Here is a 16,323-nt window from a genome sequence, read left to right as displayed (position 1 = left end):
CCAATCAACAGCGCACTACGGTAAAGAAGCGCGCTAGAATCCCTGCTCGTTTCACTCCTTTCAGAATTATTCGACTGCGCCTGGCAATACGACATTCGGTCATCCGACTTTCAACAACGATCTATAAACTTCCCTGAAGCACCGAGAGCAGCTCGATCGGGGGTCTGCACGCTGATGTCTTGCTTGCTACACGTCACGAAATCTCGGTTAGCTTTTGGGAGGTTACTCCCTTGTGTCAGGATGTCGAGGAGTGTTTTAGATGGATCAGTTTTCTTCCGACCAAGTGCAGGTGCCAGATGCTGTCGTGAGCGTCGCATTTGACAAGGCTTGGGGCTTCGTCGAGAAGGATCCCTTGCTGGCACATAATCTGAAGGCCGTCCTTCATAGACAATTGCGCACTTACCTTGAGTGTTCGATAAGAAAAGGCGAACGGAATACTCTGAATCTGGCAAACGAGGCGATACGCAACTTGCGTGCTGAACTCGCGCCGTCGACGGAGCAATGAGCGCTTGCAGCCGTACCGCTGGGAGCGTCTGGCTTGGTAAACGCATCTAACGGGTCTATGCGATAGACAAATCGGGTCAGAGCGTGGTCGAGCAGACTTTCCTCTACTGAGGCTCTGCCCGGCGCGCCCGTAATCAAGGCCTTCATTACCGATCTGTCTGAGCCGTCAGCATGCACGAAGTGTGTAAGCGCGGCCTCGGTTTGCCGGTTTGCAACAGAAGGAGCCAAGCACCTCCCAACTTTGCAGTCGCATCGACGTCATCATGAACGGCTCGTGTCCAAAGAAGGGCCCCGCGAGGCACACTGCCGGGCCGCAGCGTCTCGATGGATGTGGAGCAGCGGCATTTTGCGCGCTCCGCAATCTAACGCCGCGTACGATTGGACACATTTCTTTCCAAGACATGTTGTGCGGCAGTTACAGCAATTCGCGTTCATATTGTTAAACGCACGGCGCCGGGGGGCACCGAAAGGAAACGACACTCGAATGAAAAACATTCTGATTCTGACTGCAACCATCGGCGCACTCGTTGCCGCCGCTCCCTCCTTCGGCACGGACCTGGCCGGGCAGCCTGTCAAGGTCAAAGCGGCACCGCTGCCTGCCGCGGCCCCGATTACCGATTGGTCCGGCTACTATATCGGTGCAAATGGCGGCTGGGGAACGAGCCACAATTGCTGGGATTTCAATGGCGCCACTCCCGAGGGCTGCCATAATTCGACTGGCGGGACCATTGGTGGCCAGATTGGCTATCGTTGGCAGATCTTCAACATGGTCTACGGCATCGAAGGTCAGGGCAACTGGGCCGACTTCAACGGCTCCAATATCAGCACCGCCTTTCCGGCAAACACCGTTGGCACCACAACAGATGCATTCGGTCTACTCACGGGCCATATCGGCTACGCGTTCAATGCCGTGCTCCTGTACGGCAAGGGTGGTGCTGCGGTGACCAGCAACACCTATCAGATCAACTCAGTGGCTACTGGCGCCGAGATTGGCAAAAGCAGCGATGTGCGTTGGGGTGGCGTGCTGGGCGCCGGTGCCGAAGTCAGCCTCACGCCGAACTGGTCAGCTGGCGTCGAGTATAACCACTTCTTCATGCAGCGCAGCAACATCAGCTTCCCAGCGGCTCTTGGTACGGATCGCGTCCACCAGGATGTCGATCTCATCACGGCACGGCTCAATTACAAGTTTGGCTCGCCCTTTGCTAGATAGAGACCTCTACGCGGTTGCGTGAATCGGAACCCCGGCCTGCGGTCGGGGTTCTTTCGCGAGTTGATCCCACAAAAACGGCAATCATGACATTGGTAGGGAAGGCGACAGCACCATTTGCGAAGCCGGGACACGAGGTGACTTACAGCAAGAAATGCAGCTTACCTCGGCGGCCCCTCGAGTCCGGCCCTCTCAGGGCCAAAAGCGCAGCCCTATTCCAGCCCAGTCAAGTACAAAGTTCGGCAGTTGATGGGACGGTCTACACACGACACTCATTAAGGACCTTGACCTGACTGCAGCTCCGGCGGCGCCATCCCCACTTAAGCCCCCTTGCGGAAACACAACAAGGCCGCACCTGATGCACAACTTATGAAAGGCTCGGTGGAAACGGCGAAGATCTTCGCCAAGATCGTTGAGGCATGATTTCTCTGCTCTTCGCGATCATCTCGCTGCTCTGTACGAGCGTTGGCGAGGCGCGTGGTACTGCATTTCTAATAACTTTCATTGGTATGCCATCGCATTGTACAACAGAGGTCGGGTGGGGCACCCACTTTCGGCTGATCAAGCGGTTGCGGCAATCTCCTCGACACCTGGGTAGGCTCAGCTCGCATTCGCGCAAGAGCATCTGCAGGCTCGATTGGTCTACCGAACCACAAACTTCCGCGATCCATTGTGAATGGACTGGAATACCAGGATGCGAACGCATTCATGCAATGAAAAGGCGCAAGATCTCCCCTCCCCGGTCCTGCATAGACGGCTCGAGCTCGCAGCATCGAGAACATAGTGACTGGATGGTCGACGCCTGACCAGGCGGCCTATGTGACACTGAGAGCTGCAGGTGCATCACATCGACGCGAATGAAGGCTAACGGAGTAGATATGCGCGATCTGGCGCCGATCGATAGCTGCAAAGGCTATGTTCGAAAGAAAACAACCTAGCTGGTCACGCAGAATAGACCATTGCAGATAGTGTTACGTCTGATGCATCTGGCCAGAATTCGCTTTGCCATCAGCAGAACGTCCACAGTCGTTGTGAGTTGGTGAGCTGCATTAGACAGCAACGAGACGCCGCCAAACCAAGGCGCCCCGACGCACTCGGCCGGGGGGCTGAAAGTGCGCCGGGTTCGCCCCAACATCATCAGTACATCCGTGATGATGCTTGTGGCAATGAGACAAGCAGCGTGGCGGAATTGAGGCTTATGCGTTCGATACTAGAGATCAAAGCGAGTTTTCGTCGGCAGCGCCGACGGACTCGAATCGCACGTCGCGTCACGTTGTACTATTGCGCTCCTCTCGCTGTCATCCATCAAGCAACTTGTCTCCGTGGCACGCCGGCCTTTGACGGGAGGCATCCGTTGAACCCTGTGAGCAATCAAATCGGCCTTTGGAAACACCGGTTTGAAAATCTGCGGCAAGCTCAGCTGCTTCTGGTGAGAGCTGCAATCCCTGTTTTCGTCGCAAGAATAACTAGCCCTCAGCGAATGTGGAAACGACGTGCCCTTGTATGAGCGATTGAACGCCGCGCAGGCTCGTCGGGCACGACTAGCCGCTTCGAGCGTGCTCGCACGAGAAATTCATATCCTAAACGTTCAGATAGCCGCCAACGAGCGAGTCTCACTCCCTCACCCTGCCCCTAAGCCGCGTTTGCAGTCGCGTCGAAAACGGGACCAGATCTCAGAAACCACTAGGCGGGTTTGACATATCGCAAAGACATTAGAGAGGGTATTCGTCAGCTTTATGCTGGCCTGAGCACTGGAAAGTTAGGACTTGCAGACCTCCCTTCTGAACAGGTATTGCGATGCTCGCCTGCCTTGGTACACCATCTATCCAACCGTACGGGATTTCTCCGCGATGGTCGGTGTCGAGACTTGTGAGACATGGCTGAGGCGACTGCCGCCCGACGAGCCCGTATCGCTCTACATCCACGTTCCGTTCTGTCGCTCTATCTGTTGGTATTGCGGCTTCCCTACAAGCCTTACTCGCAGCGAGCGACCGGTCCGCAATTACTTGGCAGCATTGCGAGAGGAAATAGGCTTGGTCGCGGAGCAAGTGCCGCGCGCTCTGCCGGTGAGCGACGTGCATTTCGGCGGCGGGACGCCGACCACCATTGCACCGAGCGACTTTCTCGCCTTGATGGAACTCCTGCGCCACTGCTTTGCGTTCAGAAGATCACCTACCATCGCCATAGAAATCGATCCGCGTGGGGTCACGCCCGAGATGGTCGAAACGTTACAATCGGCCGGGATCAACCGCGCAAGCATCGGCGTGCAAAGCTTCGATCCTATAGTTCAAAGGTCGGTCAACCGCCTGCAGAGCGAGGTGCTAACGGCTTCTGTCGTCGAAAGTCTACGCCAGCATGGGATAAGCCGCATCAATTTCGACCTTCTCTTCGGACTACCGCATCAAACGGTGCGGTCCTGCGTGGACTCAGCGCGGACAGCTCTGGCCATGCGGCCAGACCGGCTTGCGGTTTTCGGCTATGCTCACGTCCCCTCCTATATGAAACGTCAGCGCCATCTCGATGAGACGGCGCTGCCGGACAATATTGCCCGCGCTGAGCAAGCCGCGGCCATTGCAGATACCCTGGTCTCGGCCGGCTACCACCAGATCGGGCTCGACCATTTCGCCCTGCCCAACGACGAGCTCGCCCTGGCGCAGAAAGCTGGTCGACTGCGCCGCAACTCCCTCGGTTATTCGGCTGATACCTGCAAAACCGTAATCGGCCTAGGTCCGTCCGCCATCGGCCGTTTGCGTGAGGGTTACGTCCAGAACGAGATCGCGACCACTTCCTATTCCGAACACGTTCGGGCCGGCCGCTTGGCAATCTCAAAAGGCTATTGGCTGTCGGCCGAAGATCGCCTCCGCGCCGCAATCATCGAGCGTCTAATGTGCGATTTGCAGGCCGACATACCAGCGATCTGTGCTGCTCACGGATTTGATCCGATTCCTCTTCTCAATTCCGCAGGCCGGCTGGGAATGCTTGCCGAAGACGGGATAGTGGACATTGAAGGGGGTTTAATTCGGGTCAAGCAGGAGCATCGGTTTGTCGTTCGTGCAGTCGCTGCCGCATTCGACACTTATCTCGACCGTACGCCTATTAGCTAAGCCACGCATGTGAGCAGACTCCAAACATCTAAGGAGCGGCGGTGTTCGATACAGCCTCAAATCGGCGAGCGCTGATCAGAAGAGAGCTGATTGGAGAGAAGCGCAGCGGATTCCGCCGCTCCGGCCCCCTCGATCGGTTGCGCGGGAGGGCCCGGCCTTTAGCCGCGCCGGAGTGGCAAGTCCGGGCGCTCGTCTCAATAGCCTTGCCGAACGCTTGGCCTGCGGACGGCTCTGCAAGGATGGACGGGCGGGCGGCTCTTGCTTGGTCTTGGCAGGAAGTGCTGCAGGCATGGCGGCCATCATTCGCCCGGCGCGATGGCGTTGCTCGGCGTCGGCCGGTCGGTGATCTGCTGACCGAACAGGCTGCCGATCAGCTCGACTGCCGTGCGCGCGGTCCGACCGCGTTCGTCCAGAAAAGGATTGAGCTCAACGATGTCGACCGATCCGACGACGCCGGAATCGTGCAGCAGCTCCATGATCAGGTGCGCCTCGCGATAGGTGGCACCACCCGGCACGGTGGTGCCGACGCCCGGCGCCACGGAAGGATCGAGGAAATCGACATCGAAGCTGACATGCAGCACGCCATCGCTCGTCTTGACGCGTTCGATGACGCGGCGGATCAGGACGGCGACGCCGAACTCGTCGATCTGGCGCATGTCGACGATCCTGATCCGGCGCGAGCGCATCAGCTCCTTTTCGAGCTTGTCGATCGAACGCGCGCCGAACAGATCGAGTTTGTCCGGGAGAATCGAAGCGCGCGGATCGTCGCCGAGCAGGCCGTCGAGCCCGGGCTCGCCGCACAGGAACGCGGCTGACATGCCGTGCATGTTCGCGGTGCGTCGTCTCCGGCGTGTTGTAGTCGGCATGGGCGTCGAGCCAGAGCACGAACAGTTCGCGGCCGCGCTCCTGCCAATGCCGCGCCATGGCATTGACCGACCCCATCGACAGCGTGTGATCGCCGCCGAGAAAGATCGGCAGCGCACCGGTCGTCGCGATCTCATAGCCTCTGCGGCTCAGAACGCGGGTCCAGCGCTGGATTTCGCGGTAATGATTGGCTTGTTCGGGCGGCCTGTCGGTGAGATCCCGGACGTCGGCGACGGACAGATCGCCATAATCGACGACCTCGAAATCAAGGCTTTCCAGCAATGTCGCAAGGCCGGCAGTGCGCAGCGCCGCAGGCCCCATCAAGGTGCCGCGCTGCGAAGCCCCCATGTCGATGGGAGCACCAAGCAAGGCGATACGCCGGGCTCGATCCGTCATGGTCCGATCGGTCACGGCTGCCTCCTGACATCAGCAAGGTTGACCCAGCGCGGATAGCCAAAGGTGCCGGCTTCCATCAACACGCCTGGAGGTCGCACCCTTGAGCACGGAGATACCGCAATCCACGTCCCAACCCGGCATGGCCGAGCGTCGCCGCTAAATTCGGTGGCCGATGAGTATATGGTCAAGGTATCCTACCAACGAAGAAAGATCCCTGCTTCATCTAACCACTTTGTGATGCAGTGTTCAGGAGCGCCGACCCGACCGATTTTGGTGTAGATCACAGAGCCGTTGACCCAAAGCGATACATAGGATGTCCAGCTTTACCGGACCAAGAGGGCGCGATAGTGGCGCAAGTAATCCCGTGCCATTCGCTCTGCCGTGAAGCGCTCTTCGAAGCGCGCGCGGACGCGCCCTCGATCGATTTGCCCAAGCCGCGACACAGCCTCAATTGCTTCGTCCTCGTTTTGACGATGAAGCCTGTCACCTCTTCCTCGATAATCTCGGGCACCGAACCGGACCGGTAAGCAATGACTGGCGTTCCGCAGGCCATCGCCTCAATCATCACCAATCCAAACGGCTCGGGTCACCTGATTGGGAAGAGCAAAGCAGCGGCTCCTGCAAGGAACGGCTGTTTCGAATCGTCATCTACCTCGCCGACGAGCTGGATCTGTTTGCCGTCAATCTGAGGCTCTATCTTCTCTCTGAAATACCCACTTTCGGCGCGACGGACCTTGGCGGCAATCCGAAGCGGCATCCTGGCGGCGAGCGCGATGCGGATCGCATCTTCGGGGCCTTTTTCGGCGGTCAAGCGCCCGAGAAACGCCAGGTACGATCCGGCAGCAAATGAGGCGCCGAACTGGTGCATGGGCAGACCGTGATACACCGTTCCGCACCAGTTTGCGCTGGCGAGCGCAATGCGCTGATTATCCGAGATGGATGCGAAGCAAGCTTCTGGAAACTTGCTGGTCACGGCCGGCAATCTCGGCAGATCCAGCTGGCCGTGCATCGTCGTGATAAATGGCACTCCTGCGCGATAGAGGATGGGCAGATGTAGCCAGTCGATGTGAGCGTGAATCACGTCGAACTGGTCTGCGCAATCCTAAACTGCTTCCAGTTGGGCAGCCAAAGCCGCGTTCGGGTCTGAGCGTGGTCGCCCAAGGCGAAGTGCTTTTGGCCAGACCGGAAAAAGTGTGGCGGGGGTCCCGGAATCGCCGCTCGCAAAGAGGGTGACATCCTGCCCGAGTTCGACGAGTGCATCGACGAGCCAGGCGACCACTCTTTCCGTTCCACCATAGAGCTTTGGTGGGACGCTTTCGGCGAGCGAAGCAATCTGAGCTATCTTCATCAGTAACTCCCCCATGGCGCTTGCTGCCCGCGGCAGACCGACGAGATTCAGTCAAGGGCCCGGCGAAGGTCGCGTATATCCGTCGGAGTGCGCTCATTCGTCGACTCGAAACCAGCGATATCCGTAGCCGTCGAGTTCGATCGTCGAGTCCTCGCAGGGCTTGAGTACACGCGATTGCCGAACAGATCGATCAAGTTGCGCGCTGAAACGACGAGGACAAGCGGCGTCACCAAAACTGCGAGACTCCGTCTTGCGACATCACAAACTTCATCCGGCACACGCCACATAGGCACAACGGCTGAGCGGCCGAGCCGGAATGGCCGATTGGACCAGCTATCATTGCAAACTGTTCAACTCCCAATTCCGGCGGGTTGTTTGAGATGACGGATACATGGCAAGCGTGATCAACGAACGCCGCGCACGTCAAGGGACTCGGATGCAACACAGATTTTGCCGTGAGAGCCGCGGTAACAGAGCCAGCAACTGCTCGCGGGTAGGCGGCAAAGTTGCTCGATCGCTGATTCCTCCGGCCTCCTGGGCCATCAGGTTAGACCTTTGTGGTGTGATTGCCGGACGCGCAAATTCAAAGGCGCCTCGGCGAGCTTGGCGACTGTCTCGTGTTTCCGTGACAACGATACCAATGAAGCGCTTCGTGAAGCCTGGCCTCAGCGCCAAATCGGCTGACTCACGGTGAGCAAGCGGGACATTCGCAACGCTTTTGCATCCATGACAGCGAGTCGCTGCGCGCTCTTCCTTAGCACCTCGATGAACCAACGCGCGGGGCTGGCCCTCGGCGCACCGGCCTCGTTCATAGGCATGGTTGCGAAGCAGATCATCGTGTCGCGATCTAACAGCTTTACAAAGCGTGGATGGTTCTTGTCGGAACGATCGAGATCCAGCTCGCCTCCCTCGCTCTCGAACGCGAAAACGCTGAGCTCTTGGCCAATCAGGCCGCTGCGCAATCTGTTCATGGCCGGCAGAGATGGAAGCAAGGTGCGCCGTGCGTGATTACTTTCTTGAGACGAGTTTGCCGTGGGGATACCCGGCGGCCAGAGCACTTTCCATCCATTTAAAGCCGAGGGGAAAGCAACGTTGGCTTGTCATCGCAGTTTCGCTCGCAGCTTATCTGGTCGACAATTCCGTACTGGCACAAACCGCCAGCGGGTTTGATCCTAGTAGCCACCCTGTGGATCAGGCCAGCAAAAGACGAAAGGCTTCTGATCCGGCCGAAAAGCTCCGGATGGACCCGGCAATCAGCCCTCCTGCCCCGGCGCCAGCGCCAAGTCCCGGTGCGCCTTTCGAAAAGCACGCTGGTGCGGACAGAGCTGCTCAGACAAGAACGCAAAAGACGGTCGATCCCTTCGCACGGTACGATAATCTGCGTGAAAAAGGGGTGTGGTTCAACATACCTGGCGCTGCGGACACGATCGATCAGGACAAGGGCGGCGTTAGATCGGCGCTTGCAGATGTCGGCATCGGCTACATCGGCTGGACACACAACAGCTTTGCAAACAACCTGCTGCCGAATGCCGCCAGAAGCACGATCGAAAACCAGCTCTATATGGGCCAGAATCCGACATTCGCGTCGGCAAACTTCATGATCGTCACCTACGATCTCAGCCGGTTTGGCATTTCCGACGGACAAATTGTACTAGGGGCCGAGCAGCAACACTGGACGTGGGATCGCGCGGGACCAGATCGAGTGGGGCTCAATACGCTCGCCTACTACCAGACTTTCTTCGACAGGACGCTAGAACTCAAACTTGGCTATCTCAGAAACCAAAATGAATTCACCGGCACATTGTTCGGAGGGATTACAGGATCGAACATGTCTGCCTTGTTCCAGGGGGGCATGAGCACCAATGCCGCACCGACGCCTGCGGTCAACCTGAAGTACAATTTTGCCCGTGCCTTGTACAACAAGGCCTCGGTCCAGCGCTCAATTAGTCCAGATGGTCCCTATGTCCAGATAACGGAGAATCCCACGGGTTTGAACTGGAGCACGCCCCACGCAGGCATTCTTCTCATTGATGAAGCCGGCTACAAGAGCAAGGCAGCTCCCGGCGTACCCGATACCTGGCTGCGGGCGGGCGTTGGTTTCAACAGCAGCCGGTACACGAGTTTGACGGATCCCAAGCGAGGGAGGGAAAGCGGGAATAACTTTCACTACATCGCTGCGGACAGGCAGTTCTGGCAGAACGACCCCGATGGGATCCCATCTCGCGGCATCTATGGCGGCTTCTCCATTATGGAAGCTCCGCCGGACCTGAACAGGATCAGCCGGTATTGCGAGCTTCGTCTTTACGCGAGGGGAGCATTTGACAGTCGGCCCAGTGATCTGATTGCACTCGTTGCTAGCAACACGAGCTGGAGCAACTTTGCGGTGGATGCCGCCCTCGCCAAAGGGCAGCTTGCGCATCGCGAAACAACAGCAATCACCGCAACATATACCGCCCATCTCGCTCCGGGAATATATGCAGGGGTGGGGCTGTCATACATTCATAACCCGACAAGCATCACGCACACTCCCCAGACTAAAGACGCGCTCAATCTGTTGCTATCTACGTTGGTATTCTTCTGATCATCGCAACCGCCATTCTGCTACCAACTCCTCGTGACCCGAGGGACTTGAGCTTGGCGATCTCTTTGAAAGGATCCGCCGCATCTGCGCTAGCCAAGCATTGTTGCTCGGCTTGACGGAAAGTCGCTGACCCGGCGGTGACGTGCGCCAGTTCAGCGGGGACGCGAATAGCAACAGACTCGTTGAAGCATTAAAGTATCTACGGACCTTTCGCTCGACGGGGGGCGTCGTGCCCATCGTGCGTCCAAGGCGCACTCGCGCTAATCTCAATTCTTCCCCCACAGAACCGGACTCTCATCAATTCTCCAAGACGCCATACCCACGGACACGCATCGATGGCGCCCCTGTGCAGAACCGCGTGCCGCACGAGGCTAACCGGCAAGAGGAGCATCAGGGTGGGCAGGATAATACGCCCGTACCGTCGGCTCTCCACGAAAGACAGGTCCTTGTCGGTCCAGAGCAGCTTCTTAAGAGCAGCTTCGCTGCCTACTGGATCATCTGGGCGACCAATCCATAGCATTGCCATGTTCCGTTCCTTCAAAGGAGCTTCAGCAGCTCGAAAGGACTTACGTGACGAGGTTCAGCGGCAATGGGAGGATCCCCTGGGCCTCTCGTTTTTCGTTGATCCTGAAGGGTTTACTGTTGACGAGGAGCAGTTCTCGAGGGGAGCTCGACGCAGAGCAGAGCTCTCGGGAGGAACCCTCGGGTAAGCGTCGCAGGAGGGCCCTATCGATCGGGGTGCACACGGCGTTGGCGAGAGACAGTCGTCTTCGAGACCAACCTCGTGTCTGAGTACGAGCATTGGAGTTGTAGCACGATAAACCGACCGCCAGCACCATCGCCAACGTCCCGCCTCAGCTCTGCAATCTACATCGACTGGATGCATGGCCCATCAAGCGCGACGTGAGCGAAGGCCGCGCGCGAACTGCCCGCCGAGCATTTGGAAATGCAGCCAAGTTTGATTCTTCAGCCACGTTCGGGATAGGCGCGAACGCGCCGACGTCCCGCGCTTTCCACCAACTCGCCCCTATAAGGCACTCCACGGATAGCGAAATAGGTCGGGCGCCCAACTTCCGGCATGATGCGCTGGCCTTCAAGGACGCGGACAAGGTAATCGGGCAGGAATCGCTCCCGGTGCTCCCATCCGCCCCGAATCAAATAGCCAAGATCGACTGTACCTTCGTCGGGTCGCGCGGCCCTGACGATCTGCGGGGGACGATAGAGGGGCTGCGATGGGCCAGCTTCGTTTATCCCGCCAGCGCGCGGGTGATGGATCAGGCGAACATCCATGGGGCCTTCCGGCCCGACAGTCGCGGAATAGCGCTCCCCATTGATCGCAAACTGACTTGGCCCGAACTGGTTTGGCAGCAGATTGATATTGCTCAATACGTCGATCAACACGTCTGAAGCCGCCCTGGAGCCGTGGCGCCAGTCGGCGCCAACGATCGCTCCGATATCCCGCAGCTCCGCAGCCGGCCCCGGCGGTCCTGCGAACCACGAGGTGGCTGCAAATTCAGGTGCTGGCGCAGAGCGCGCATCGTCACGCAAATCGTGCGGTGTGGGTGGATCCAGATCAACGAAGGAGTCGAGACCGCCGTAGATGTTTGAGGATCGGGGCCTTACCGATGACGGCGATGCGGGTTCTTGCATCTGTTGCCCAAGCCAGGCCCAGGCTCCCTGGCTCGGGGTGGCCGGAGTAGCAGGAAGCTCGAGCGGCGGATGAGCTTGCGCGGCCCAGTGCGGCGCTGGCACTGGTGAGGCGGGTTCGTGGATTTGCTCGCCAATCCAATCCCGGGCTGCCGCGCTCGGCGTTGCCGGTGCTGCGGGAAGCTGTTGCGACGAACCGGCCTGCCAATCGCTGGGCGCTCGCATCGATGTGGTGGGCCCATGGATCTGCTCGCCAAGCCAATCCCAGGCTCCCGCGCTCGGGGTGGCTGGCGTTGCAGGAGGCTCCTGCAGTGAGTGCGGCTGTCGAGCAGCTTCCCAAGAAGGCTGGCCCGGATCCTCAGGAGGCGGCAATCCAAGCGCCCTGTTCGCCTCCAGGATTTGCTCGTATTGGCCAAGCTTGACTAGATCAGGCTTGATCTTGCCGTCCTTGGTTTCGCGCCTGTATTCCTCGACATCCCGGTCAAGGGCTGGGGTGGAAAGTCTGCCAGCCATTGCCGGCCGATCATGCATCTGCAGCCACTCACTTAGCCTATACATGCGGCGAGCTTGCCTGTCGATCGTCTCCGGCTCGATCCTGTGCGCCGCCTTTTCCGCCGCCGACCACATGTCGATGAGGATTGCGTCCGCGCGGTGAGGGGCCAGTCGGCGGAGATCAGGCGCCAGCGCGTTTCCGGCACCGACCTCACGGAGCTTCTTCAAGGCCGCTTTGATGCGTCTGCTTCTGTCCTTTGCGTAGGTATCGACATCCTCATCCAGCTCAGCTTCCAGCTGATGGTTTTCCACCTCCGGGTTGTCCTGCTGCGCGTTTTCTGATTCCCGTTGAATTCGATCCGCAATTGAGGGCCTGCCGGCGGTGCTCAGGCGCGCGCTCAAATGGCGCAAATCGGCTGCGGCATTCTTGATCGTGCCGTCGGTGAGGTTACCCGCGGCCTTGTTTCTGAAATCTCTTATCAGCACCTCGTCCTCCTCTGGGACAGCGCGCGTCCGACCTGGCTGGCGAGCATAGTCAATGCGAAAAGTCGTGGAAAAGGCATCCCCCTGTCTCGCATTGCGCGAGTACTTTTCGCTGCTGCTCCCGCCAAAAGCCTTACCGATTCCCGACTTGAAGCGTGACCATAATCCGCCGCTTCTTCCGCTCTTGGCCGACGCGGCAGACTCTGCGTCTGGAAAGCTGTAGCGCGCGCTGCTGAACGGATCATCTCGCAAGCCGGACTGCGGCACTTGCGCCGAAGCGGGAAGCTGGAAGCTGGGAATGTCTACGCTCCGCCGCGTGCCGCCCAGCGCACTCTCCCTAAAAGCGGAGTCCGGCGGCATCCGCATCGAACCGCCGAAATCCTCCCGCCGGACTGCTCGCCCCCCTCCTGCGGGAGCCCGATCAGGCGAGCTTGAGTTGCTTTTATCTGACGGATCGATACTCAAATCCTCCAGCCGCCGTTCAAAACCACCGTGCTCCCTTTGGTTGTCTCCCCGCTGCGCGGTCCGCTCTTGCAGGGCGGCGTACTCCCGCATCCAGGCTCCTGAATCGAAGAATGGGTCAACCGGATCCACCCTGCTCTCCTCATGTTTGTATAGGCCCGACAGCAATCGGTACGGCCTCGTAGCAGATCGTCTAGCAAGAAACAGATTGTGGATTGTTGTAGCCGCAACCTTTCGAAAAGCTGACGAGATCAGGACATTGCTGCGCGATTGACGGCCTCGCATCGGCCGCTGCCTGGCGACAGGCGCTCCAATTTTTTCGCACCTCTTCGCCCGGCCTGTTCAGTCGACGAATTTCGTAAGCCGATGATACCAATGGATCGTCCTGCCGATCGTGTGAGGAATTCAAGCATCAGGCCCGGAACTCACTCAGCCGCTAACAATGTCTAAGGTCATGGCGTGACGAGCATCTTCTCCTCCTTCGCATCAACTTTGGCGCTGAGCTTATCCTGCGGGTGCTCTTCAATGACGGACAGCGACCTCTCATGGACGCAGACCGGGGGCGTTCTGGTAACCTGGACTTCCATTTTGTTGCTTTCGGCTGCGCTTGTGAGGGACCGAATTGGCCTACTGCGGTTTACCAGGTCCGGCGCTTTCGCTCGAATGCAGAACGTCCCTTTCGAAGGCTTACGGCGTATCCCCCGCTTCCCGGAAGACGTGGATCACATAGGGCTGCCCTTGAGGGAGCGTAGTCGCCTAGACGAGACGAACAGCGAGTTTCAGATATCAAATCGCCCAGACAGCTTTTTCAAAAAGATGTGCAGGTTGTCCTGAGTTCTCAGCAGTCATCCCGAGCGCCTCTCGGCGCTCGGGAGCGGACAGGCAGCGCGCAGTTCGAGGATGAGCTTGGCAAGCCAGCTCGGCAAATCAAAATCCGGCAGACTTCATTCATCCCTTGACTGCGGAACCGCAAGGCTTGTCGAGCAGTCTTGGAAGCGCCTCGATCAGGCGCGTGAACGACTTCGCCCGGATGACGGATTGGCCATCGTAAGCTACGAATACGGTACTCCAACACTTGCTTGGCGAGATGGATCTCGCTGGAAGGACTCGAATTCAACTAGATCTGACGAACAGTTAACTCCCACGTCAAACGATCTGGCTGGCCGCGGCAGCGCCCTGTCTGGTCTGCTCAACATCTTTTCGACTGATGGAGCTCTGGTCCGGAGGAGCTGTTGAGCTGACGCAGATATGTGCCTTGCGGGCGCGCCTTCATCGATCGCCAAGACCGAAAGGCCCGCATTTTTCCAACGTGCAAAAGCACCTTCGCGGCAATTGGCGAGGCTTTGACCGATTTTTGGCTCCGCCACAGAGCATTGATAGATATATCTCGCGTGATGAGACCTCAGAGTTCGAGGCCGCCACGCTCGGCCAGCACACGGTGCATGACATCGCGTTTGATCTCGGTGGCGAGCTCGTTTCGGACTTGGGCTCCGAGCACCCGCTCGGCATCCGGATCGCCTAGAAGACCGTGCTCGGCCAGTCGCTGATCCAAGCGGGTTTGAAACTCCTCGCCCATGGCTTCGACGAGCTGGTCCTGCATCGCTTCATATTCATCAGGAGCGATTCGCCTCAGCACCGTCTCCCACGGTTGCCAGCGGGTTGCCATGTAGTCAGTAAACTGGTTCGCTTCTTGCTCGCGAACCGAGTCCAGTGCGCGCGCCGCATCATCAGATGTCACGTGAGAAACCGTCAGAAAGCGCATGTCAGGGGCGACGTGAATCAGCTCCAGCGGCTCGCGAAGAAGATTTTGATAGGCCAAGTAGACTTCAACGTCGTCTAAGTCCGGGTGGAGAGTGAGGAGCGCGTTGACCCTGTCGCGCGCGATCCCTTCCAGCGCGTCCAGGCGGAACGCAACGCGGCCGCGCTGGATGAGTTGGCCGAGCCTATCATCATACACCCCCTCCTCGACGTCAGCATTAAGGCGCGCGCTCCGCATACCGTTCCAGTGCAGAGTAACACGATCCTCGCAACTCGCGTTGGCTTCAGAAGCCTGTGTGAAAAACTGCTCGCGCAATCTCGGATTGGTCGCCGCCTGCCGCAGATCGTCCGCCACGGCCTGCCGAAACTCGTGATTGCCATAGTTGACGGTCCCACGTAGCCTTTCTAGGAACCTAGCGTAGTCTTGGGCGCCAGGCTCATCCGCAAAGTGCTGCCACTCGGCTAGCGCCGTCGGATCGTCCGCGAGCCAGTGCGCGGCAGCCTCGTCCAGAGGCAGCTGCTCAAGATGGGGGGCCGCGAGGTGAGCGCGGACCTCGTCCGGGAATGGGTTATTACCGAACTCGACGTTCTGCAGCGGATGGCTCAAACTCCCCGGTAGGAGATCCTCGGGCAGGCTGGTCAGCCGGTTACCGCTGACATCGATCGATTCAAGCCAGCTCGGAAGGGTTTCGGGGAGATTGGCCAATTGATTGCTGCTGACATCGAGCTCAACGAGCCGCCATGGGAGGGACTCGGGGAGTTCGGTCAGCTGATTGCCACTAACCTCGAGCGAGGTGAGGCTGCTCGGGAGAGCGTCGGGCAACCTAGTCAGTCGGTTGTTGTTTGCGTTCAGGATCCCCAGCTCCGCCGGGAGGCTATCTGGGAGACTCGTCAACCTGTTATCGCTCACCTCTAAGCGATAGAGGCTCGCCGGAAGAGCGTCCGGCAAACTGGTCAACCGGTTGTGGCTAATTAAAAGTTCGTGGAGACCAGGTGGGAGGCTAGCGGGCAGGCTGCCTAGCTCGTTGTGCATGGCGCGGAGGTTCAGCAGTCTCGGCGGCAGGGCGTCGGGCAAAGCGGTTAAGGACAGGGATGACAAATCGACCAAGTGCGAGCGCATGTTGTCCGCAGCCCTGATTCGCGAGCGCCCCTGTCCGCGGTTCTCCGCTGAGCCCTGCCCCTCTTCGCCAACCCACTCGTCCAGGATCCGCGCGCGCGCGGAGCTGGGGGTCCGATACCCTGTCAAGCTTTCGACCAAATTTGCCAAGGCGCGGTTGAAGCCGCCGAGGTAGCTTTCCCGCTCCCCTTCTTCAAAATTATCCGGGGCAGAACCTGCGCTCCGCTGTGCCTGTCCTGTGTCCATCACCTTATCTGCCTCGCCAGAAACTAAGAAATCCGCGTGCCGCTGCGCAAGGCCGCGGAGCAGGAGTTTGCGCGCTGGCGCAATAATCATTCGAGCGGGCGCACGTGCGCCCGC

General features: G+C 58.9%; 7 protein-coding genes and 2 pseudogenes. 4 read left to right on the top strand and 5 right to left on the bottom strand.

The genetic code is table 11. From position 1 onward, the window contains the following. Window positions 1-259 precede the first annotated feature (259 nt). From ABIA45_RS37410 to hemN, 3 genes are all read left to right on the top strand, one after another. A complete protein-coding gene (locus ABIA45_RS37410) occupies window positions 260-505 on the top strand; it encodes a hypothetical protein (protein WP_036015451.1) in 246 nt (81 codons plus the stop codon). A gap of 483 nt (window positions 506-988) precedes the next feature. Continuing rightward, window positions 989-1,714 (top strand): outer membrane protein, encoded by a 726-nt coding sequence (locus ABIA45_RS37405; protein ID WP_036015453.1) that lies wholly within the window; start codon window positions 989-991, stop codon window positions 1,712-1,714. A gap of 1,763 nt (window positions 1,715-3,477) precedes the next feature. After that, a complete protein-coding gene (gene hemN / locus ABIA45_RS37400; protein WP_036015459.1) occupies window positions 3,478-4,815 on the top strand; it encodes an oxygen-independent coproporphyrinogen III oxidase in 1,338 nt (445 codons plus the stop codon). A 299-nt stretch (window positions 4,816-5,114) separates the two neighbouring features. Here hemN and rocF read toward each other — a convergent pair. From rocF to ABIA45_RS37385, 3 genes and pseudogenes are all read right to left on the bottom strand, one after another. After that, a pseudogene (gene rocF, locus ABIA45_RS37395) lies at window positions 5,115-6,090 on the bottom strand (arginase). Window positions 6,091-6,398: 308 nt separating this feature from the next. Beyond that, a pseudogene (locus ABIA45_RS37390) lies at window positions 6,399-7,423 on the bottom strand (glycosyltransferase family 4 protein). Window positions 7,424-8,088: 665 nt separating this feature from the next. Then, complete coding sequence (locus ABIA45_RS37385; RefSeq protein ID WP_036015462.1) at window positions 8,089-8,394, bottom strand: hypothetical protein; 306 nt, start codon at window positions 8,392-8,394, stop codon at window positions 8,089-8,091. Window positions 8,395-8,423: 29 nt separating this feature from the next. Between ABIA45_RS37385 and ABIA45_RS37380 the strand changes: the two genes are divergently transcribed. Next, window positions 8,424-10,004, top strand: a complete 1,581-nt coding sequence (locus ABIA45_RS37380) for a carbohydrate porin (RefSeq protein WP_240538235.1) — start codon at window positions 8,424-8,426, stop codon at window positions 10,002-10,004. 966 nt (window positions 10,005-10,970) lie between these two features. Here ABIA45_RS37380 and ABIA45_RS37375 read toward each other — a convergent pair. Both ABIA45_RS37375 and ABIA45_RS37370 read right to left on the bottom strand, forming a co-directional pair. Continuing rightward, window positions 10,971-13,220 (bottom strand): hypothetical protein, encoded by a 2,250-nt coding sequence (locus ABIA45_RS37375; RefSeq protein ID WP_244431438.1) that lies wholly within the window; start codon window positions 13,218-13,220, stop codon window positions 10,971-10,973. Window positions 13,221-14,490: 1,270 nt separating this feature from the next. Further along, window positions 14,491-16,209 (bottom strand): NEL-type E3 ubiquitin ligase domain-containing protein, encoded by a 1,719-nt coding sequence (locus ABIA45_RS37370; protein WP_404655410.1) that lies wholly within the window; start codon window positions 16,207-16,209, stop codon window positions 14,491-14,493. Window positions 16,210-16,323 lie beyond the last annotated feature (114 nt).

Origin of the sequence: Bradyrhizobium sp. USDA 336 (genome assembly GCF_044908355.1) — a bacterium.
GTDB classification, from domain to species: domain Bacteria; phylum Pseudomonadota; class Alphaproteobacteria; order Rhizobiales; family Xanthobacteraceae; genus Bradyrhizobium; species Bradyrhizobium yuanmingense.
Note: the sequence above shows the minus strand (reverse complement) of the source record. Positions and strands in the feature narration are given on the sequence as shown.

Coding starts and splice junctions, on each gene's coding strand:
- ABIA45_RS37410 (WP_036015451.1), top strand. CDS start 260: ATGGATCAGTTTTCTTCCGACCAAGTGCAGGTGCCAGATGCTGTCGTG.
- ABIA45_RS37405 (WP_036015453.1), top strand. CDS start 989: ATGAAAAACATTCTGATTCTGACTGCAACCATCGGCGCACTCGTTGCC.
- ABIA45_RS37385 (WP_036015462.1), bottom strand. CDS start 8,394: ATGAACAGATTGCGCAGCGGCCTGATTGGCCAAGAGCTCAGCGTTTTC.
- ABIA45_RS37370 (WP_404655410.1), bottom strand. CDS start 16,209: ATGGACACAGGACAGGCACAGCGGAGCGCAGGTTCTGCCCCGGATAAT.